Below are 18870 nucleotides of genomic sequence, written 5' to 3'. Positions count from 1 at the left end.
CAGGGGAGGGAGTGTCGGGAGGCGTCGGCGATCGCGATAGGGTGCTGGCAGACGGGCAGGCATGCCCAATCGGTGCTAATCACCCGCCAGGGTGGCGCTATCCCCGAATAGAACGAGTGTTGCATGTTATTTCGGCAGACCCCAGATTACCGGCGTCCGGCCCGCGATCGTCCTGCCTCGCCGAGACAGTCTGGGCGTGTCGCGTGACCGGGTTGCGTAGTGAAAACGAGTTGCCGGGCTTCAGCCTGGCCTGGGGGAAAACGACCGGCGAGGCGGCGTTCCAGGAATGGTCCGATACAGTGTCGACCATCTTCGACCTCGACGCGACGGCAGACAGCATCGCCCAGTTCCGGTTCGGCTTCTCGGCGTGGCATCTGGGATCGCTGGTGCTCGGCGTCAGCCAGAGCGACCGGATACGGTTCGAGCGCAGTTCCTCGACCATCGCGCGCAGTTCGATCGACCACTATCTCGTGCAGGTCTACCAGACCGGCGGCCCGGTCGGTGAGGTCGAAGGGAGCCCGGTCGAAGTCGCGCCGCGCGACGTCTGGATCCTCGATCTCGCACGCGAGGCCAGCATCCGGGAAATCGATTTTCGCAGCATCAACCTGGCGATTCCCCGCAACCTCCTGGCGCCCTTCGTCAAGGATCCGGACGGATTGCACGGGCTGAAGATTTCCGAGACCACGCCTCTGGGAGGGATGCTGTCGCGCTATCTGATCGATCTTGCCGGGCAGGCCGCGCAGATGAGCCAGGCGGAAGCCGCCTCCATCGCGGAATCGACGATCCATCTCGTCGCCGGCTGTGCCGGTCCCAGCCGCGATGCGACCGAGGTCGTGCGGACAGGCGTCACGACCATCTCGCTGACCGCGATCCGCCGGTATATCGACGGAAATCTCGGCAATCCTGCCCTCGATGTCGACCTGATCTGCCGGCAGTTCGGGCTTTCGCGTGCCACGCTCTATCGTCTTTGCGAACCGCTCGGCGGGGTTCACGCCCATATCCGGCGGCGCAGGCTGGCCCGCTGCTTCAAGGATCTGGTGTCGCCGGGCGAGAATTCCCTGCGCATCTCGCAGATCGCGTTCCGCTATGGCTTTTCCGACGAAGCCACGTTCAGCCGCGCGTTCCGGTCGACCTACGGCCTGTCACCGAGCGAGGCACGGGCGGAGGGATATCGGCACTTCGCCCGGGTGATGGCCGGTGACCAGGGCACCGGGGCGAACGAGGCCGATCTGAGCAAATGGATCGTCGAGCTGATGAAGCTCTAGGCCGGACAGGCGCTCGCGCGTCGCCCACCGCCGGCTTCCCGAGGCGCGCGGGCAAGGTCCCGGCGATTCGGTGAGGCCGGCAGGATCGCGCCGGCCCTCCGCCGCCGCAGAAGCGACCATCGGCATCGCCCGTGCGGCCATTCCATCTCAAATTTTTGGCGTGCTGTCTCATCCTGCTGGATCTGCGGGCCGGGGCAATTGTCCGCCCTTCGATGCCGGGCATAGAAGGCAGGGAGATGCCGGCTCACATCCCCCGCTGCCGGTCATGAGGATCATGATGTCGCGTTTCGCCATCGCTCTCTGCGCATTGATCGGGCTGACCTGGACGGCGTCGGCACAGAATTACAATTTCACTCTGCACAACGAGTCGGACGGCTGGGTGATCAGCGGCTTCCAGACCAATGTGGGCGGGGTGTGGAGCCGCAACTGGCTGACCTCCAACCTCGCGCCGGGCCGTTCGCGCAACATGGTCTGGTCGAGCCAGAGCGGCGCCTGCGTCGTCGATATCCGGGTGATCTGGCAGGACTGGGGTTCACAGGAATACACGTTCAACTGGTGCACCGAGAACCCGCGGAACATCCGCATGCAGAACGAAGGCCTCAAATTCGACTGAGCTGTCCCCGCTTCCCGAGACCCGGCGGGGGGAATGGTATCGCTCCGGAGTTACGCCCCTTCCTTCCGGGGCGGCCACTTTCCTCCGCTGGACCTATCGCCATGACCAGACGTTGTGCCCTCGCTTTCGCCGCGCTCACGGCCATCGCCTTGTCGGGCGAAAGCGCCGCGGCACAACAGGCGGTCACCTGTCCGCTGCGGATGACAACCACGGCGGCGAGGGTCGCCGATCCTGCCGCTGTCGCCGGCTTTGATCGCCTGATCGGTCACGAAGGCGATTCCCAGTCCTGGCTCAACGGCGTCGCCGTCTATGCCGGCACGGTCACTGCGGAAGGGCTCATCGCCGGAACGCCGCGCGGGCGGCGCCAGCTCGACTGGGCGCTCGACGGTCAGCGCGAGGTCTTCGTCGCCTGTCTCTACGAGGGGGGCATCGTCCTCTCCCGGGGGGTCGGCAAGGCGAGGTCCTGTTCTGCAGCCTTCATCCGGTCGACCGAGCCCGGCGCGGCGCACTGGGGGCTGCAGAGTGGCCAGTTCAACTGCCGCTAGCCTCCTTCGCCCGTCTCACCCGCGTCTGATGGAAAGGAGCCAGGCGATGCCATGGAAGCGTTTTCGGGGTCTCTGCCTGTGCATCCCGGTCCTGTTGCCGGCCGCCCTGTCCGATGCGGCGGCTCAGCCGCGCCCGCCGGCGGCGACCTTCACCGCGACGTGCCCGCCGACCCTGACGGTGACGTACAGCGCCATCGCACAGCGCGGCACCGGTGATCCCGAGGACAATCTCAGCGGCTTCACCGCCTCCTTCACGCCCGACACGGTCGTCCGCCTCATCGTCGCGGCCGTCGGCCAGCGCTCCGGCCCCGGTGAAGGCATCAATGCGGACGAGCCGGAGAATGGGGAAACGGTTCGGCCCGGCCAGCCGTTGATCTACCGCTTCTGGGACGAGCGGGCCCGCAGGCCGCTTTATCCGGCGGCGATCAAGTGCGGTTACGAGGGCGGCTTCGCCATGCAGCAGCCCGTGCCGGCGAACATGCGTTCCTGCGCTTTGCTGGAAACCCGCCAGGAGCCGACGCAGACCGGCACCACAGCGCGTTCCATCATCACGCGAGCCGCGTTCACGTGCAGGTAAGGGCCTCCTGGTACCGGCAACCTGCTGCTAACAGCGCCGCCGGCGCCGCATGCGCGACTTCGATGTCAGGCGCGGCCGCCGGCCACCAGCTTCGGCTGCAGCACGGGAGCGGGACGCTCGCCGAGGCAGCGCATGGCGATGTCGAGGGAGGCGAGGCCGTCGGCACCGCCGGTGACCGGGGCCTTGCCGGTGCGGACACTGTCGATGAAGGCGACGAGTTCGGCGCGCAGCGGCTCGGCGTAGGCGACGGAGAGGTGGCGCATCGAATAGGAGCCGTCGGGCTTGTAGTCGAAGCATTCGGTGACCTGGCGGGTGATCAGGTCGCCGGAAATGTATTTGTTGCGGGTGGCGACATGGACGGTGCGCGCCTTGAACGGCGTCAGCCAGTTCGTGTTGATGTGGGCGAGCACGCCCGAGGCGGTGCGGAACTGCAGGAGCGCGATATCCTCGCGCTCCGCATGGACAGAATTGGTCTGCGGCTGGATCTCGGTGATCTCCGAGCCGGTGAACCAGCGGATCAGGTCGATGTCATGGACGGCGAGGTCGATGACGACGCCGATATCTGACATGCGCGGCGGGAAGGGGCCGACGCGGGTGATCTGGATGGAGAGGATGTCGTCGTCGGCGATGGCCTGGCGGATCGCCTGGACCGCCGGATTGAAGCGCTCGACATGGCCGATCATCAAGGTCACGCCGGCCCGGTCGGCAGCGTCGATGATGCGCCGGCCTTCCTCGACGGACTGGGCGATGGGCTTTTCCACCAGGACGTGGATGCCGCGGGCGATGGCGGCGAGCGCGATGGGCGTGTGAAGCTGGGTCGGCGCGGCGATGGTGAGGGCGTTGATGCCGGCATCCATGAGCGCATCGAGCGTGGCAAAGCCCGGGCAACCGAGGCGGGAGGTGACGAATTCGACCTGCGCCGCATCGGGATCGGCGACCCCGGCGAGGGTGACGCCCGGCAGTTCCGCCAGCACCCGCGCGTGGTTCTTGCCCATGACGCCGAGGCCGACGACACCGACACGCAGTGGTTTTGCCGCGGAGGTGGACTGGGTCATGAAGGGGCCTCGGGAATCACGCGGTGGCGGCGGCTCTGCCACCTGACCCGTCCCCTATACGATTTTGCCCGGGGGCAGCGCAAACCGGCGCCGTTCACGAAGGGTGACGGGTCGTGTCAGCGCCGCCAGCCGGCGAGGGCGGTCGCGGCGCCCTGGCTGCGGGCGAGGCCGGCGACATCGGAGGCGACGACGCGCTGGCCCAGCGGGAAGACCGAGGCGGCGGCGAGCTTCAGATGCGCCCAGCCGAAGGGAATGCCGATGATGGTGACGAAGCAGGCGAGCGCCGCGACGATGTGGATGACCATCAGCGAGAAGCCGATCGGCACGAACCAGATGATGTTGCCGAGGAAGCGCAGCACGCCCATGGCGCCGGCCGGCCGGCCGGTCAGTTCGCTGACCCAGACGACGTCACGGCCGAAGGGCCAGAGCGTATAGGAGCCGATGCGGAAACAGGCGAAGGCCCAGGGCAGGCCGACGATGGTGATTGCCGCGATGATGCCTGCGAGGAACCAGGCGAGGCCGGCGAGGAGCCCGCCGAGGACGAACCAGAGGATGTTGAGGATGAAGCGGACGGGTCCCATGGCATTTCGATCCGGACGGAGGACGAGGTGCCGGTGATATAGGAACCCGCCGGCGCCCGCGCATCGGCATGCCACCACCGGCGCGGCCATGATTGCGGATTGCAGGTATGGCTTCAGGCTGGCGGGTTCCCCTTGCCCGGCGCGAAGCGGGCGATGGCGGCCTCGATCTGCGGGCTATCGACGTCGAGGTCGCCGATGCCGATCATGAATTCGGTCCCGCCGCCGAACTCACGCAACCGACGGTCCCAATGGTTTCCGCGGGGGCCGTATGGCGACGGCTCCGGGATGTCCAGAACCAGCAGGTCGGTTCGTTCATGTGGCCTGACCACTCTGGCGCTGGTGATGGCCTGCCATGGCAGCCTGTGGACGAAATGCTCGGGCATAACCATGCCAGCCTCGTCGATGATCAGCTGTGGTCCGGGGGAGTTCTGGATCCGTCGCTGCTCGAAATGCAGCACGACCAGGATGACCGCGAAGGCGATCATGCCGATGATGAAATCCCCCGGTTCGGCGCTCCACCACGTGTAGATCAAAGCGAGGACCAGGACCGTGACGAAGACATAGGCCCCTTGCTCGGAGCGCTTGCGGGCGTACCGCGCGACAAGAGGGGCATCGGGGGCCTGCGGCATGGCGTCTCCGGCATCGGGAGGCAGCGCTGCTTGTCATCATGTTTGCCAGCGACAGGGCATACAAGCGGAAACGTCCGTTGGACACCCGTCGCCCGCGGCCCTAAAACCGGCAGCCTGAAACTCCGGGAGACGCAGCATGCCCGCCATCGCCGACCTGAAGGTCAAGCTCTACACCGACGGGGCCGAGAAGGCCTCCATCGTCGAGATGGCGAAGAAGCCGTGGATCCAGGGCTTCACCACCAATCCCTCGCTGCTGAAGAAGGCCGGCGTCTCCGACTATGCCGCCTATGCGAAGGACCTCGTCGCGGCGGTGCCCGACCATCACATCTCGTTCGAGGTCTTCTCCGACGACCTCCGGGAGATGGAGGCGCAGGCCCGCGTTATCGCCACCTGGGGGAAGAACGTGTACGTCAAGCTGCCGGTGACGAATTCCAAGGGCGAGCCGCTCTACGACCTGATCCACAAGCTCTCCCGCGAGGGCGTGAAGATCAATTTCACCGCGCTTTACAGCCAGGCGCAGATCAAGGCCTCGGTCGAGGCCCTGAATGGCGGCGCGCCCTCCATCGTCTCGGTCTTCGCCGGACGCCTGGGCGATGCCGGCCACGACTACATGCCGGTGATGACCTATGCGGTGGGCCTCGCCCGCGGCACCGACACGGTGGAGGTGATCTGGGCCTCGACTCGTGAGGTCTGGAACGTCATCGAGGCGGACCGGATCGGCTGCCACATCATCACCGCGCCCGCCGACATCCTGAAGAAGCTCGAGGGCCTCGGTCGTGCGCCGGAGGACATCTCGCTCGACACGGTGAAGGGCTTCGTCGCCGACGCCAAGGCGGCCGGGCTGACGCTCGCCACCTGAGGCGGCCGGCCGCCCGTCGCGGCCGTCTGAACCCACGCCGAATCGGTTCTCCTCCGCTAGACCTTGGATTCGTCGGAATGGGCGGCTAGCGCCTTCCGGCGAAATGGCGGGGCGGGCGCGCCTCGCCGCGGCACGCAGAGGGATCCCGTCGGTCGTGATCAGGAACATCTTCTCGGTCTCGGCCCTCACCCTGCTCAGCCGGCTCTTCGGCTTCGTGCGCGACCTCATGTTCGCCGCCATCCTCGGCGCGGGAGCGCTGGCGGACGCCTTCTTCGTCGCCTTCCGCATTCCCAACCAGTTCCGCGCCATCTTCGCCGAGGGTGCCTTCTCCGCCGCCTTCGTGCCGGGATTCGCCAAGGTTGCGGCCGAGCGCGGGCAGAACGCAGCCCTGGTCTTCGCCGACCGGATCTTCGCCTTTCTGATCCTCTCCCAGCTCGTGCTGCTCGCCGTCGCCTTCATCTTCATGCCGACGGTGGTGGGGCTGATGGCGCCGGGCTTCACCGACGATCCCGTGCGGTTTCCCGCCGCAGTGGAACTCACCCGCATCACCTTCCCCTACCTGGCGCTGGTGTCGCTGGTGATCCTCGTCAGCGGCGTGCTGAACGCCGTGGGGCGCTTTGCCGCCGCCGCGGCAACGCAGGTCATCCTCAGCCTCGGGATCATCGGCGGGCTCCTGCTCGCGCAGCATTTTCCCACCCCCGCCCATGCCGCCGCCTGGGGCATCATCGTCGCGGGCATCCTGCAGTTCCTCCTCGTCTCCGTCGATGCGCTCAGGGCCGACGTCATGGTGGAACTGCGCATGCCCCGGGTGACGCCGGAGGTGAAGCAGTTCTGGAAGACCTTCGTGCCGGCGACGCTGGGCTCGGCTGGGACGCAGATCGCGGTGCTCGCCGACACGGTGGTGGCGAGCTATCTCGTCGCCGGGTCGGTTTCCTGGCTCTATTATGCCGACCGCCTCAACCAGTTGCCGATGGGTGTCATCTCCATTGCGGTCGGCACGGTCCTGCTGTCCGAAATGAGCCGCCGGGTGTCGGCCGGCGACGAGGCGGGGGCGCGGACGGCGCAGCTGCGCGCCATCGAGCTCACCCTCGTCTTCACGCTGCCGGCGGTCGCCGCCTTCGTCATCGTGCCGGACATCCTGATGAAGGCGCTGTTCATGCGCGGCGCCTTCACCGAGAACGACGCCATCCAGTCGGCGCGGGCGCTCGCCGCTTATGGCGCGGGCCTCGCCGCCCTGGTGCTGATCCGGCCCCTGACGGTGACCTTCCATGCGCGTGGCGACACGACGACGCCGGTCATCGCCGTCGCCGTCGCCATCGCCGTCAACGTGGCGCTGAAATTCGCGCTGATGGGACCGCTCGGCCATGTCGGGCTTGCCACCGCCACCAGCGTCGGGGCCTGGATCAACGTGACGCTGCTCGTCGTTTTCGCGCGGCGGAAGGACCTCTTCACCCTGGACACGCGGGCCCGCACCGTGCTGCCGCAGATCGCCGTGGCCTTTGCCGTCCTGGTCCTGGCGCTGGTCGTCGGCAGTACGATCATGGCGAGCCTTCCCGGTCCCGGCCTCAACGACAAGGTCGCCCTGCTCATCCTCATGATGCTCGGCGGCCTGTCCTATTGCGCGGTGCTGGTCCTGCTCTTCGGCAAGCAGTTCATGGCGGATGTACGCCGGCTGCGACGCGGCATCGCCGGCTGAGGCCGGGTCCTGGCGCTCAGCCCTGCGGCGTCGTGACCTTGCGCTGGCCGGCGCGCTCGATGCCGAGCTGGTGCTCGCGCCAGATGACGAAAATGCCCGAGGCGACGACGATGGAGCCGCCGGTGATCACATAGGCGCTCGGCAGGTCGGCGAAGACGATGTAGCCGAAGATGACCGCCCAGATCATCGAGAAATAGTCGAAGGGCGCGATCAGCGAGGTGTCCGCATAGCGGTAGCTCAGCGTCAGGAAGATCTGGCCGAGCCCGCCGGTGACGCCGACCATCACCAGGATGAGCGCCTTCCACGGGCTCGGCACGACCCATTGGCCGATGGCCGGCAGGACATGCCCCAGCGGCCAGGTGAGGAGCGCCAGCGTGGCGCAGAGCGCCATGAAGGAGAAGACGATGGCGGCCGTCGTCTCGGTGTTGACCAGGCGGCGGACCTGGATGGTGGCGAAGGCGGCGCAGATCGCCCCGCCAAGGGCGAACATGGCGCCGGTGCGCTGGCTGTCCGGGCGGTCACCGAGGGTGCCGACATCGAGATGGGGCCAGAGGATGACGATGACGCCGACGAAACCGATGGCCACCGCCGACCAGCGGTAGATGCGGACCTGTTCGCCGAGGATGAAATAGGCGAGCGGCACGACCATGAGCGGAGCGGCATAGCCGATGGCGGTGGAATCGGCGAGCGGCAGCAGGGTCAGGCCGACGAAGCCGGAAAACATGCCGATGGCGCCGATGACGCCGCGCTTCATGTGGGAGCGGAAGCTGACAAAGCGGAAGGCGTCCATGACCTCATGGCGCCAGGCGAGCATCATGAAGAGCGGGATCAGCGCGAAGAAGGAGCGGCAGAAGACGATCTCGCCGACCGGAATCTCCTGGCCCGCCACGCGCGCCAGCGTCGACATGGAGGTGAAGGCCACCGTCGACATCAGCTTGAAAAGGATCCCCGTGGCGGCGCGGGAGAGAACGGGCATGAAGCGGGGAGGGGTCAGGAGGGATAGTCTCCCGTCCCTTGAACCATGACCGGCCGGATTCTGGCAGGGCCAATGCTGCACGCATGCCCTGCGACCGTGACCCGGCTCCGACCCTGCAGGGCCATGGCGGCGCCGTCTTTGCGGTGCCGCCCGCCCGGAGGGAACGGTTGCGCCACACCAGTCACCCGATATGGTCGCGCCACCGCCCTGCAAGAGGCGGTGCCACTCACTTCGTCACCATACGGGATCTTCTCATGGACAGCCTCAATCCGACCCTCAATGCCTGGGCGCCGCGCATGCTCTCGGTGCTCCGCATCATGTTCGCGCTCGTGCTGTTGCAGCACGCCTTCGTGAAGCTTTTCGGCTTCCCGATGGCCGTCAATTTCGCGCCCGTCGGCTCGATGCCCTGGATCGCGGCCTGTATCGAACTCGTCACGGGCCTGCTGATTTTGTTCGGCTTTTTCACCCGCCCGGCCGCATTCGTGCTCGCCGGCACCATGGCTGCGGCCTATTTCATCGGTCATGCCGGCCGCGGCTTCTATCCGATCCAGAACGGCGGCAACCTCGCCATCATGTACTGCTTCACGGCGCTCTATCTGGTTTTCGCCGGTCCCGGCCCGCTGAGTGCCGACGCTCAGCGCTCCAGCAATCCCTGACACTGATCCGTCACCACGCGTGAAGGTCCAGGCCGCGAGTCGCCCCGTCCGGCTCGCGGCTTTTTCGTCTTTTTATCCAGGGGGTTACCTCAAGGTGACCGGCGCGTTCCGCCGCTTTTCCGCACACAAGATCACCGGCCGGGGTCACGGCTGCGTGATGGGTTCCGAACGATCTCAGCGACGGGGAGGGGCCCGGCCCTCCCGCGCCGGCAGGGCCTTGAGATAGGCCGCCATGGCCGCGCGGTCGTCATTGCTGAGCTGGGCGGTGTTGCGGATGACCGAGGCCATGGCCCCGCCGGCCGAGTCACCGGAGGGCGTGAAGCCGTCGGCGAGGTAGCTGGCGATATCGTCCGCCGCCCACGAGGCGATGCCGTCGCGATGCGGGGTGATGTTGGGAACCCAGCCCGCGCCTTCGGGATTGGGGCCGCCCGCATAACGGCGTTCGGCGGTGATGGCGCCGGTGAAGGCGCGCGGAGAATGGCATTCGGCGCAGTGGCCGGGGCCCTCGACGAGATAGGCGCCACGGTTCCAGACGGCCGATTTCGACGGATCGGGGCGGAACGGCTGGCCGTCCAGGAAGGCGAGCTTCCAAAGGCCGAGGCCGCGGCGGACCGTGAACGGGAAGGGCAGGTCGTGCGGTCGGTTGGCCGTCGGATCGGCCGGCAGCGTCTTCATGTAGGCAAAGAGGTCACGGACGTCCCCGACCGTCATGCGCTGGTAGGAGGTATAGGGAAAGGCCGGATAATAGTGCTCGCCGGCCGGCGATACGCCCTTGATCATCGCATTGGCGAAGTCGGCCTCCGACCACCGGCCGATGCCGCGCTCCGGATGGGGCGAGATGTTGGGGGCGTAGAAGGTGCCGAAGGGCGATTTCAGCCCGTGCCCGCCGCCCATCCGGGTACGGTCGGTCTGGCCCTCGGTGACGTGGCAGGAGACGCAGCCGGCGGCGGCGAAGACCAGCCTGCCGTTCTCGGCATTGGGCGCGGGGCCGGCCAATGCGGCCGGAGCCAGGCGTGAGGGCATGGTCAGCCACCAGAAAACGGCCCCTCCGGCGATCCCGAGGACCGCCAGCACCATCACGAGCCGCCTGATCATGCCTTACCTCGTTCGTTGGCGCGACGCGCAGGCCCGCAAGACCGGCGCGTCGCGTTGGCTGGCGCCGCTCAGTTGCGACGGGCGCGGTAGGTCTCGTGGCAGGTGCCGCAATTCTTGGCCACCTCGCCGAAAGCGGCCTGGAAGGTGGCGAGATCGGTCACCTTGGCGCCCTCGGTGCGCGCATCAGCGCCCCACTTGACGACGGCGGCGTTGAAGGCGGCCCGGTTCGCCCAGATCGTCGGCAGAGCCGCGGTCTCGCCGCCGGTCTGGCTCCCCTCGGGGAAGAAATTGGCATAGGTTGCGGCCGACTGCTCGTAGGCGGCGAAGATGGCCCGCGCCTGGGCGAGATCGAAGGGCGCCTGGCCGCGCGCCATGCGGGCGCCGGCGCCGGTCTGCTCGCCGACGGCCTTCATCGATGCCTTGCGGGCGGCGATCGGGTCCGCGCCTTGGGCCGAGACGGCCAGGGTGCCGATGGCGATGGCCGCCGCGGCGATGATCAAACGCTTCATGTGAAGTTTCCCCCTTGATGTCCTGCGCGAGTGACCCCCGGCGCGAGGACGAGACCGTCGGCCACGGGCCGACTGGAATCATTCCACACCAGAGAGGGCGTCCGCGGGTATCCCAATGTTGCAGGTGAGCGATCACGCCTGCGTTATCTGGCCGCATGTCCTTGCATTTGCGCATATTCACAATTGCCGCCGTGCAACCGGCAGCGGCCGGGCGGGGGAGGAGGCCCGCCCGGTCGGCTTCAGGCGGCCTTCGCCGCCTTGGCATCCTGGATCGTCTGCCAGACGAGGGCCGGGGTCGCCGGCATGTCGATCTCCCTGATGCCGTAGGCGCGCCATAGCGCATCGACGATGGCGTTCATCACCGACGGGCATGCGCCGATCGTCCCGGCCTCGCCGGCCCCCTTGATGCCGAGGAGATTGGTGACGCAGGGCACGTTGCGCGTCTCGAAGTGGAAGTTCGGGATGTGGTCGGCCCGCGGCATGGCGTAGTCCATGAACGAGGCGGTGAGCAGCTGGCCACTCTCCTTGTCGTAGACGGTGCGCTCCAGCAGCGCCTGGCCGATGCCCTGGACGATCCCGCCATGGACCTGACCGGCCAGCAGGGTGGGGTTGATGGTGACGCCGAAATCGTCGACGACGGTATAGGCGACGATCTCGGTGACACCCGTCTCGGGGTCGATCTCGACCTCGCAGATATGGGTGCCGTTCGGAAAGGTCGGCTCGGGGGGGCGCCAGGTGCCGTGGCTCTTCAGCTTGTCCTCGGCGCCGGGAAGACTGGCGATCTTCTCGTAGGAGATCGCCTTGTCGGTGCCGACGACGCGCACCGCACCGCCGACGATCTCGACGTCGCCGACGCCGACCTCCATCTCGGTTGCCGCCATGTCGCGGATGACGTCGGCCAGCGCCCGCGCGCCGACATCGACGGCAGCGCCGCCGACGGGCAGCGAACGCGAACCGCCGGTGCCGGTGCCGGTGGGGATCTGCGCGGTGTCGCCCTGGATGACGTTGATCTTGTCGATGGGGATGTCGAGGTGCTGGGAGGCGAGCTGGGCATAGGCCGTCTTGTGGCCCTGGCCGTTGGACTGGGTGCCGATCTTGATGGTGACCGTGCCGTCCTTCTCGAGGCTCATCCAGGCGTTCTCGGGTGCTCCGCCACCGCAGGCCTCGACATAGGTCGCCATGCCGATGCCGCGGATCTTGCCGGCCTTCTTCGCCGTTTTCAGGCGATCCTTGAAGACATCCCAGCCGGCGACGTCCATGGCGCGCGTCATGTGGCCGTCGAACTCGCCGGAATCATAGGTCCGGCCGACCGGCGTCTTCCACGGGAACTGGTCGGGCTGGATGAAGTTGCGGCGGCGCACCTCGGCCGGGCTCATGCCGGTCTCGATGGCGATGCGGTCCATCAGGCGCTCTATGAGATAGGCCGCCTCCGGCCGGCCGGCGCCGCGGTAGGCATCCACCGGGACGGTGTTGGTATAGGCATATTTCAGCCGGACATGCATGGCGGGGAAGGCATAGACGCCAGCCAGCATGAGGGCGCCGACATAGGGGATGAAGGTCGCGTACTGGGAGAGATAAGCGCCCATGTCGGCGACCGTATCGACCTTCACGGCCAGGACCTTGCCGCGCTTGTCCAGCGCCGCCGTGGCGGTGGAGACGTTGTCGCGTCCCTGGCTGCAGTTGACGAAATGGTCGCTGCGGTCCTGCACCCAGGCGACCGGCTTCTTCAGCCTGCGGGCGGCGAGCATGCAGAGCGGATATTCGCGGAACATGAAGGTCTTGGTGCCGAAGCCGCCGCCGACGTCGGGCGTGATCACGCGGATCTGCTCCTTCGGCATGTTGAAGATGCGGGTCGCCAGCGTCGCCTGGATGCTGTGGCTGCCCTGGCTGCCGAGGGTCAGCGTGAAGCTCTTCGCCTTGGAATCATATTCGGCGAGACAACCGCGCGTCTCCATGTAGTTGGTGACCAGGCGGTTGTTGACGATGGTCAGCGACACCGTGCGGTGGGCTTTCGCGAAGGCCTTCTCGGTCGCCTCCGCCTCGCCGAGATGCACCTCGCCGCAGAGATTGCCGGGAATGTCGGGCCAAACCTGGGGAGCGCCCTTCTGCAGGGCATCGACAGCGTCGATGATCGGCGCGCGGGACGTCCAGTCGACGGCGATGGCCTCGGCGGCGTCCTTGGCCCGGTCGAGCGTATCGGCGACCACGAAGGCGATGCCGTCACCGACGTGGCGGACGGTCTTCGAGCAGAGCACTTCCCAGGGCGGATTGGGGATCGGGGTCACCGAGGGGATCTGCGACAGGCAGGGCAGGTTGCCGATGCCCTCGAGGTCCGCATGGGTGAAGACCGCCTTGACGCCCTTCATGGCACGCGCCGCCTCGACATCGGTGATGACGAAGTCGGCAAAGGCGAAGGGCGAGCGGAGGACATAGCCGACCAGCGCCCCGTCCGGCACGAGGTCAGAAACGAACCGTCCCTCGCCCTTGATCAGGGGGGCGTCCTCGACCCGGCTCAATGCCTGGCCCATTCCGAATTTCGTCGGCGTCATGTCACGTGCTCCGGGATCTCGACGACAGAATGGAACGCTTCGCAGTTGCGAGGCAAGCCTTGCCCTTCGCAAGGGCGCAATGCGGGTGCGGCTGGCCTTGCCGCGGAGAACTCGCGTAAATGCAGCAGGATCCTGCAACCAGAGCAATGAATCGATGGCGCCGAACGATAAACAGACGTCGACCCCGCCGACGGTCTATCTCGGCATCGCCTTCTGCCTTGTCTCGGTCGTCTGGTGGTTCGTCTACTACGCCCAGTATGGCGGCGCCTTCGGCCTGATCGGGCTGAAGCTCGCCTGCATCGGCTTCGCGACGCCGGAATGCGCCTTCTTCCAGGCGAATATCCGCGGGGCGATTCCGCGCTACGTGCCGGTGCTCTGGTATGCCGGCATGGTGACGCTGGCCTTCGGCGTCTTCCAGATCTGGCGGCAGCGCCAGCCCTGATCGGCGCGGTCAGAACGCCTTGAAGGTGATGATCGTATGGGTGTCCTGGATGCCCGGGATCAGCTGCACCTTCTCGTTGACGAAGTGGCCGATATCGGTGCCCGGCTCGACGTAGAACTTCACCAGCAGGTCGAAATTGCCGGCGGTCGAATAGATCTCCGAGGCGATCTCGCGGTCGGCGAGGGCGGCGGCGACCTGATAGGCCTTGCCGAGCTGGCATTTGATCTGGACGAAGAAGGCGATCATGGGAACCCTCGCGGCGCGCAAGGCCTCTCCCATGCCATCAAAGGGCGCGCGCGTCATCCCCCTGGTGCTTGCGCCGGCCGGTTCCTTGGCCTAACTGTCGCTCATTGTCTCGTCGGGGTGCCCTCATCGGGCTGAGAGGTCGCAAGGCCAACCCGTCGTACCTGAACCGGGTCATGCCGGCGGAGGAAACCGAGATGGACAGCCTGCCCCCACGCGGGGATTCCGACTTCAGCGCCCTCGTCCTGCGCAGCGCCCGCGATGGTCTCGCCGCGATCCGGACCCGGCGCCCGCGCGTTCATTGCATCACCAACACGGTGGCGCAGGCCTTCACCGCCAATGCGCTGCTCGCCCTCGGTGCGGTGCCGTCGATGACGACGGCGACGGACGAGATCGCCGCCTTCGCCGGCAGCGCCGATGCGCTCCTCGTCAATCTCGGCACGCTGGAGCCGGAGCGGCGCGCCGTCATCCGCACGGCGATCGAGGCGGCGAGCGAAGCCGGCCGACCCTGGCTCCTCGACCCGGTCTTCATCGACCGTTCGGCCGGGCGGGCGGCTTTCGCGCGCGATCTCGCGGCGCTGGCGCCGGCGGCGATCCGCGGCAATGGCGCGGAGATCGCGGTGCTCGGTCCGGACGAGGACCTCGCCATGCTGGCCCGCCGCCTCGCCACGGTCGTGGCCGCGACCGGCGAGACCGACGTCGTGACCGACGGTCAACGCCTCGCCGCCATCGCCAACGGCCATCCGCTGATGGCGCGGGTCACCGCCATGGGCTGCGCCGGTGCGGCGATCACCGCCGCCTTTCTCGCGGTCGGCGAAGACGCATGTGCGGCGAGCGGTGCCGCCATGCTCGTGCTCGGGATCGCCGGGGAGAGCGCCGCCGAGACGTCGCGGGGGCCGGGCAGCTTCGCGGCCGCCTATCTCGACGCCCTCTACGGAATGGATCCGGCCGATATCGCCCCCCGTGCGCGCATCGCGCCACCCCCTGCAGGAGAGGCGCCATGACGGCCATCGCGGTGACCATCGCGGGCTCTGATTCCGGCGGCGGCGCCGGCATCCAGGCCGACCTGAAGACCTTTTCGGCGCTCGGGGTCTACGGCGCCAGCGTCGTCACGGCGCTGACGGCCCAGAACACCCGCGGCGTCCAGGCCATCCACGACGTGCCCGCGGCCTTCGTCGCAGCGCAGATGGATTCGGTCTTCTCGGACCTGAAAGTCGGCGCCGCCAAGATCGGCATGCTGTCGCAGGTGCCGGTGATCGAGGCGGTGGCGGCGGGGCTCGACCGGCACCGGGTCGGCCAGGTCGTGCTCGATCCGGTCATGGTCGCGACTTCCGGCGACCGGCTGCTCAATCCCGACGCGGTCTCGGCGCTGCGGCGCTTGCTCTTCCCGCGCGCCGTTCTCGTCACGCCCAACCTGCTGGAGGCGGCGGCGCTGCTCGAACAGCCGGTGTCGCGGGGCGAGGATGACATGCTGGCCCAGGGACAGGCATTGATCGCGCAGGGGGCCCAGGCGGTGCTGATGAAGGGTGGCCACGGCACCGGTGACACCAGCGTCGATCTCCTGGTGACGCCGGCCGGAACGGTACGGCTGGAGGCGCCGCGGGTCGCCACCCGCAACACCCACGGCACCGGCTGCACGCTCTCCTCGGCCATCGCCGCCGGCCTTGCCAAGGGCTTTCCCCTCGGACAGGCGGTCAGCGAGGCCAAGGACTATGTGACGGCCGCCATCGCCGCATCGGAGCGGCTCCGTGTCGGCAGCGGCCATGGGCCGACCCATCATTTCCACGCCTGGTGGTGACATGACCCTCAATCGTCGAACCACGCTCGCCGCCGGCGCGGCCGGGCTCATCGCTGCCCCCGGGATCGCCCGGGCCCAATCCGTCCTGCGCTGGCGCCTCGTCACATCCTGGCCGCGCAACCTGCCGGGTCCGGCCTTCTCGGCCCAGCGCATCGCCGACCGGATCAAGCTCCTGTCCGGCGGGCGGATCGAGGTCCAGGTCCTCGCCGCTGGCGAGGTGGTGCCGGCCTTCGCCGTCCACGAGGCGGTGGGCAATGGGACCGTCGAGTGCGGCCACACCGCCTCCTTCTTCGCCATCGGGCGGGAGCCGGCTCTCGCCTTCTTCACCACGATCCCCTTCGGTCTGACGCCGCCGGAGCACAATGCCTGGGTGCTGAAGGGCGGCGGGCAGGCGCTGTGGGACGAGGCTGCGGCGCGGTTCGGGGTGAAGCCCTTCCTCGGTGGCAATACCGGCGTGTCGATGGGCGGCTGGTTCCGCCGCGAGCTGCAGTCGGCCGACGACGTGAAGGGCCTGACCATCCGCATGGTCGGCCTCGGGGCGGAGCTGTTCCAGCGCCTCGGCGCCACCGCCATCGCCATCCCCCCGGGCGACATTTACCCGGCGCTGGAGCGTGGGGCGATCGACGGGGCGGAGTTCACCTCGCCCGGGTCCGACATCCAGCTGGGACTGTGGCGGGTGGCGCCGTTCTACTATGCGCCCGGCTTCAACAAGCCAAACGGATCGAGCGAACTCGTCGTCAACAAGGCGCTGTGGGACGGATTGCCGGCCGACCTGAAGGGCGTCGTGCAGGCGGCGAGCGAGGCGGAGCAGGCCATCGCCCTCGCCGAGATCGAGATCCTGAACATGGACGCGCTGGCGACGATGGTCTCGACCCACGGGGTCAGGCTGCGCGGCTTCCCGACGCCGCTGGTGCAGATCGCCCGCCGTCACGCCGCCGACCTGGTCGGCGAACTCGCCGGGCGAAGCGCCATGGCGGGCAAGATCGCCGCGCATTACACCGCCTTCCAGGGGCGCATCGGGCCCTGGACGCGGGTCTCGACCCACGCCGCTCTCGGTGCGCGCGAGGTGTGACGGGTCGCCCGCGGCGGGGCATGGCGGGCTGCAATCCTTGCACCCGGAGCAGGCAGGGCATAAGATCGTTTGGACGAACGATTGTTCGAAACAACGTACGAGACGCCTTGCCGCCGATGGCCGACCGCGACCCGAAAAAGATCGAGATGGACGCCGGAGCCCATGTGCTGTCCGGCAATCTCGGCAAGACCGTGCAACGTCTGCGCAAGGCCTACAACCTGTCGCTGTCGGAGCTTTCGGAACAGTCGGGTGTCGCCAAGTCGATCATCAGCCAGATCGAGCGCAACGAGACCAATCCGACGCTGGCCACCATCTGGCGCCTCAGCCAGGCGCTCGACGTGTCGATCGAGCGCGTGCTGGCGACGGCGACCGAGGAGCCGTTTCTCGAGAAGCTGTCGCGGGCCGATACGCCGCTGCTGGTGTCCGACGACGGCAAGTGCCGGCTGTCGATCATCGGCTGGATCAAGACCGTCGAATGGCTGCAATGGTACGATTTCCAGTGCGACCCCGGCGGGGTCCTGGAGAGCGAGGGGCACCAGCGCGGCTCGATCGAGAGCCTCTCCGTGCTGTCCGGCGAATTGCAGATCGAGGTCGGCGACCGGGTCGAGACGGTGGGGACGGGCGAGAGCGCCCGCTACCGCTGCGACGGCCGCCACATGATCCGCAATGTCGGCGAGGGGCCGGCGCACGCGGTGATGGTCTGCATCCTGAAAGCGGCCGTGATGGAGTGAGGGCGGCGCCCGCCTGCCTCTCCTCCCGCTTCCGCGCCTACCCGCAAGTGTCTGGGTGTGAACCGCAATCCGCCCTCGTGTTGAGGTGGAGAGTCCGGGTCTTCACACGGTGATTCAGCCGCCCCGGCGCCGCCCTTCGCCCGCCAGGATGACGAGCGCGATCCCGGCGAGGATCGCCAGCGAGGCCGCGACCATGCGCATCGTCAGTGCCTCGCCGATGAAGACGACCGCTCCCGCCGCGGCGATGGCCGGGACGGTGAGCTGGACCGAGGCCGCGGTGACGCGGGAAAGCGACGGCAGCACCGCATACCAGACGGCGTAGCCGAGGCCGGACGCGACCGCTCCCGAGGCCACCGCATAGGCGAGGCCCGCTACGTCCGGCGGATGGACGTGCCAGCCCCAGGCCATGAGCAGCAGCGCCACCGGCAGGCAGCGCAGGAAATTGCCGGCGGTGTCGGCGAGCGGATCGATCGAGCCGCGTCCCAGCAGCGAATAGACCGCCCAGCAGAGCCCGGCGCAGGCCATCAGCAGGACGCCGAGGGGCGAGGGGGCGGCGACGCCCGGCGCGACCAGCCAGACCAGCGCGGCGAAGGCGATGGCGAGGCCGGCGCTCTCGATCGGACCGGGCCGGTCTCCCGCGGCGATGGCGCGGGCGATCATGCCGAACTGCACGGCGCCGAAGAGGACGATGGCGCCCACCGCCGCGCCGAGCCAGAGATAGGCGATGGAGAAGGCGAGGGCATAGCCGAACAGCGCGGCGGCCTGCGGCCAGCTGCCGGCAACGGCGTGTGTGCCGTCACGGCGCCCGACGATGCGCGACAGCACGAACAGCACGACGGCGCCCGAGGCGAGGCGCCAGCCGGTATAGCCCATGCCGTCGATGGCCCCGCCGGCGAGGGCGAGGCGCGCCAGGATGGAATTGGCCGCGAAGGCGACCATCGCCGTCGCGGTGAGGGCGATGGTTCTCAGCATTGCAGAT

The 18870-nt window shown here is 68.0% G+C and carries 21 protein-coding genes and 1 riboswitch; of the genes, 12 read left to right on the top strand and 9 right to left on the bottom strand.

The window, feature by feature from the left end; genetic code table 11:
* Window positions 1-11: 11 nt before the first annotated feature.
* From Q8O26_RS19435 to Q8O26_RS19420, 4 genes are all read left to right on the top strand, one after another.
* Entirely contained in the window at window positions 12-1265 is a 1254-nt protein-coding gene (locus Q8O26_RS19435; RefSeq protein WP_305578643.1) for a helix-turn-helix domain-containing protein, read from the top strand.
* 274 nt (window positions 1266-1539) lie between these two features.
* Window positions 1540-1878 carry a hypothetical protein gene (locus Q8O26_RS19430; RefSeq protein ID WP_305578641.1) on the top strand — a complete coding sequence of 113 codons (339 nt, stop codon included), beginning with the start codon at window positions 1540-1542 and terminating at the stop codon, window positions 1876-1878.
* A 101-nt stretch (window positions 1879-1979) separates the two neighbouring features.
* Complete coding sequence (locus tag Q8O26_RS19425; RefSeq protein ID WP_305578639.1) at window positions 1980-2423, top strand: STY0301 family protein; 444 nt, start codon at window positions 1980-1982, stop codon at window positions 2421-2423.
* Between the two features lie 94 nt (window positions 2424-2517).
* Complete coding sequence (locus tag Q8O26_RS19420; protein WP_305578637.1) at window positions 2518-3000, top strand: hypothetical protein; 483 nt, start codon at window positions 2518-2520, stop codon at window positions 2998-3000.
* A 65-nt stretch (window positions 3001-3065) separates the two neighbouring features.
* Here Q8O26_RS19420 and Q8O26_RS19415 read toward each other — a convergent pair whose 3' ends face one another.
* The 3 genes from Q8O26_RS19415 to Q8O26_RS19405 all read right to left on the bottom strand — a co-directional run bounded on the left by Q8O26_RS19415 (window position 3066) and on the right by Q8O26_RS19405 (window position 5265).
* The gene (locus tag Q8O26_RS19415; protein WP_305578635.1) at window positions 3066-4055 is read right to left on the bottom strand and encodes a Gfo/Idh/MocA family protein; all 990 of its coding nucleotides are present in this window, start codon (window positions 4053-4055) and stop codon (window positions 3066-3068) included.
* A gap of 116 nt (window positions 4056-4171) precedes the next feature.
* Window positions 4172-4636: a YccF domain-containing protein gene (locus tag Q8O26_RS19410; protein WP_305578633.1), complete on the bottom strand. Its 465-nt coding sequence runs from the start codon at window positions 4634-4636 to the stop codon at window positions 4172-4174.
* Between the two features lie 113 nt (window positions 4637-4749).
* Complete coding sequence (locus Q8O26_RS19405; RefSeq protein WP_305578631.1) at window positions 4750-5265, bottom strand: hypothetical protein; 516 nt, start codon at window positions 5263-5265, stop codon at window positions 4750-4752.
* A gap of 136 nt (window positions 5266-5401) precedes the next feature.
* Here Q8O26_RS19405 and Q8O26_RS19400 point away from each other — a divergent pair, with 136 nt between their 5' ends.
* Window positions 5402-6124: a transaldolase gene (locus tag Q8O26_RS19400; RefSeq protein ID WP_305578629.1), complete on the top strand. Its 723-nt coding sequence runs from the start codon at window positions 5402-5404 to the stop codon at window positions 6122-6124.
* 154 nt (window positions 6125-6278) lie between these two features.
* Window positions 6279-7820: a murein biosynthesis integral membrane protein MurJ gene (gene murJ / locus Q8O26_RS19395; RefSeq protein ID WP_305578627.1), complete on the top strand. Its 1542-nt coding sequence runs from the start codon at window positions 6279-6281 to the stop codon at window positions 7818-7820.
* Window positions 7821-7836: 16 nt separating this feature from the next.
* Here the strand turns inward: murJ and Q8O26_RS19390 are convergent, their stop codons facing one another.
* Window positions 7837-8796, bottom strand: coding sequence for a DMT family transporter (locus tag Q8O26_RS19390; RefSeq protein ID WP_305578625.1), 960 nt, complete (start codon window positions 8794-8796; stop codon window positions 7837-7839).
* A gap of 254 nt (window positions 8797-9050) precedes the next feature.
* Here Q8O26_RS19390 and Q8O26_RS19385 point away from each other — a divergent pair, with 254 nt between their 5' ends.
* Entirely contained in the window at window positions 9051-9452 is a 402-nt protein-coding gene (locus tag Q8O26_RS19385; protein ID WP_305578623.1) for a DoxX family protein, read from the top strand.
* Between the two features lie 174 nt (window positions 9453-9626).
* Here Q8O26_RS19385 and Q8O26_RS19380 read toward each other — a convergent pair whose 3' ends face one another.
* The 3 genes from Q8O26_RS19380 to Q8O26_RS19370 form a co-directional block, all read right to left on the bottom strand.
* On the bottom strand, window positions 9627-10547 hold the full coding sequence (locus Q8O26_RS19380; RefSeq protein ID WP_305578621.1) for a cytochrome c: 921 nt from the start codon (window positions 10545-10547) through the stop codon (window positions 9627-9629).
* Between the two features lie 68 nt (window positions 10548-10615).
* Entirely contained in the window at window positions 10616-11056 is a 441-nt protein-coding gene (locus Q8O26_RS19375; RefSeq protein ID WP_305578619.1) for a cytochrome c, read from the bottom strand.
* A 239-nt stretch (window positions 11057-11295) separates the two neighbouring features.
* Complete coding sequence (locus tag Q8O26_RS19370; RefSeq protein WP_305578617.1) at window positions 11296-13605, bottom strand: xanthine dehydrogenase family protein molybdopterin-binding subunit; 2310 nt, start codon at window positions 13603-13605, stop codon at window positions 11296-11298.
* 154 nt (window positions 13606-13759) lie between these two features.
* Here Q8O26_RS19370 and Q8O26_RS19365 point away from each other — a divergent pair, with 154 nt between their 5' ends.
* The gene (locus Q8O26_RS19365; RefSeq protein WP_305578615.1) at window positions 13760-14047 is read left to right on the top strand and encodes a hypothetical protein; all 288 of its coding nucleotides are present in this window, start codon (window positions 13760-13762) and stop codon (window positions 14045-14047) included.
* Between the two features lie 9 nt (window positions 14048-14056).
* Here Q8O26_RS19365 and Q8O26_RS19360 read toward each other — a convergent pair whose 3' ends face one another.
* Window positions 14057-14293, bottom strand: coding sequence for an Lrp/AsnC ligand binding domain-containing protein (locus tag Q8O26_RS19360; protein WP_296577064.1), 237 nt, complete (start codon window positions 14291-14293; stop codon window positions 14057-14059).
* Between the two features lie 103 nt (window positions 14294-14396).
* Window positions 14397-14499, top strand: a riboswitch (TPP riboswitch).
* Here Q8O26_RS19360 and Q8O26_RS19355 point away from each other — a divergent pair.
* The 4 genes from Q8O26_RS19355 (at window position 14488) to Q8O26_RS19340 (ending at window position 17891) form a co-directional block, all read left to right on the top strand.
* Window positions 14488-15294: a hydroxyethylthiazole kinase gene (locus Q8O26_RS19355; protein ID WP_305578613.1), complete on the top strand. Its 807-nt coding sequence runs from the start codon at window positions 14488-14490 to the stop codon at window positions 15292-15294. It overlaps the preceding riboswitch by 12 nt.
* Window positions 15291-16088, top strand: coding sequence for a bifunctional hydroxymethylpyrimidine kinase/phosphomethylpyrimidine kinase (gene thiD, locus Q8O26_RS19350; protein WP_305578611.1), 798 nt, complete (start codon window positions 15291-15293; stop codon window positions 16086-16088). The genes Q8O26_RS19355 and thiD overlap by 4 nt, the downstream gene beginning before the upstream one ends.
* 1 nt (window position 16089) lies before the next feature.
* Entirely contained in the window at window positions 16090-17160 is a 1071-nt protein-coding gene (locus Q8O26_RS19345; protein ID WP_305578609.1) for a TRAP transporter substrate-binding protein, read from the top strand.
* 116 nt (window positions 17161-17276) lie between these two features.
* Entirely contained in the window at window positions 17277-17891 is a 615-nt protein-coding gene (locus Q8O26_RS19340; protein WP_305578690.1) for a helix-turn-helix domain-containing protein, read from the top strand.
* A 114-nt stretch (window positions 17892-18005) separates the two neighbouring features.
* On the opposite strand, the gene Q8O26_RS19335 is transcribed toward Q8O26_RS19340, so the two are convergent.
* Window positions 18006-18863 carry a DMT family transporter gene (locus tag Q8O26_RS19335; protein WP_305578607.1) on the bottom strand — a complete coding sequence of 286 codons (858 nt, stop codon included), beginning with the start codon at window positions 18861-18863 and terminating at the stop codon, window positions 18006-18008.
* Window positions 18864-18870 lie beyond the last annotated feature (7 nt).

This window comes from Phreatobacter sp. (assembly GCF_030691135.1).
Taxonomy (GTDB): Bacteria; Pseudomonadota; Alphaproteobacteria; order Rhizobiales; family Phreatobacteraceae; genus Phreatobacter.
The sequence above is the reverse complement of the archived record's forward strand: the minus strand, read 5'-3'. Positions and strand labels throughout refer to the sequence as shown.

Bases quoted from the DNA above. Each gene is read 5' to 3' on its own strand.
- thiD (WP_305578611.1), top strand. From the start codon at position 15,291: ATGACGGCCATCGCGGTGACCATCGCGGGCTCTGATTCCGGCGGCGGC.
- Q8O26_RS19360 (WP_296577064.1), bottom strand. From the start codon at position 14,293: ATGATCGCCTTCTTCGTCCAGATCAAATGCCAGCTCGGCAAGGCCTAT.
- Q8O26_RS19365 (WP_305578615.1), top strand. From the start codon at position 13,760: ATGGCGCCGAACGATAAACAGACGTCGACCCCGCCGACGGTCTATCTC.
- Q8O26_RS19405 (WP_305578631.1), bottom strand. From the start codon at position 5,265: ATGCCGCAGGCCCCCGATGCCCCTCTTGTCGCGCGGTACGCCCGCAAG.
- Q8O26_RS19340 (WP_305578690.1), top strand. From the start codon at position 17,277: ATGGCCGACCGCGACCCGAAAAAGATCGAGATGGACGCCGGAGCCCAT.
- Q8O26_RS19335 (WP_305578607.1), bottom strand. From the start codon at position 18,863: ATGCTGAGAACCATCGCCCTCACCGCGACGGCGATGGTCGCCTTCGCG.
- Q8O26_RS19430 (WP_305578641.1), top strand. From the start codon at position 1,540: ATGATGTCGCGTTTCGCCATCGCTCTCTGCGCATTGATCGGGCTGACC.
- Q8O26_RS19425 (WP_305578639.1), top strand. From the start codon at position 1,980: ATGACCAGACGTTGTGCCCTCGCTTTCGCCGCGCTCACGGCCATCGCC.
- Q8O26_RS19415 (WP_305578635.1), bottom strand. From the start codon at position 4,055: ATGACCCAGTCCACCTCCGCGGCAAAACCACTGCGTGTCGGTGTCGTC.
- Q8O26_RS19355 (WP_305578613.1), top strand. From the start codon at position 14,488: ATGGACAGCCTGCCCCCACGCGGGGATTCCGACTTCAGCGCCCTCGTC.
- Q8O26_RS19380 (WP_305578621.1), bottom strand. From the start codon at position 10,547: ATGATCAGGCGGCTCGTGATGGTGCTGGCGGTCCTCGGGATCGCCGGA.
- Q8O26_RS19345 (WP_305578609.1), top strand. From the start codon at position 16,090: ATGACCCTCAATCGTCGAACCACGCTCGCCGCCGGCGCGGCCGGGCTC.
- Q8O26_RS19400 (WP_305578629.1), top strand. From the start codon at position 5,402: ATGCCCGCCATCGCCGACCTGAAGGTCAAGCTCTACACCGACGGGGCC.
- Q8O26_RS19370 (WP_305578617.1), bottom strand. From the start codon at position 13,605: ATGACGCCGACGAAATTCGGAATGGGCCAGGCATTGAGCCGGGTCGAG.
- Q8O26_RS19390 (WP_305578625.1), bottom strand. From the start codon at position 8,796: ATGCCCGTTCTCTCCCGCGCCGCCACGGGGATCCTTTTCAAGCTGATG.
- Q8O26_RS19385 (WP_305578623.1), top strand. From the start codon at position 9,051: ATGGACAGCCTCAATCCGACCCTCAATGCCTGGGCGCCGCGCATGCTC.
- Q8O26_RS19375 (WP_305578619.1), bottom strand. From the start codon at position 11,056: ATGAAGCGTTTGATCATCGCCGCGGCGGCCATCGCCATCGGCACCCTG.
- Q8O26_RS19410 (WP_305578633.1), bottom strand. From the start codon at position 4,636: ATGGGACCCGTCCGCTTCATCCTCAACATCCTCTGGTTCGTCCTCGGC.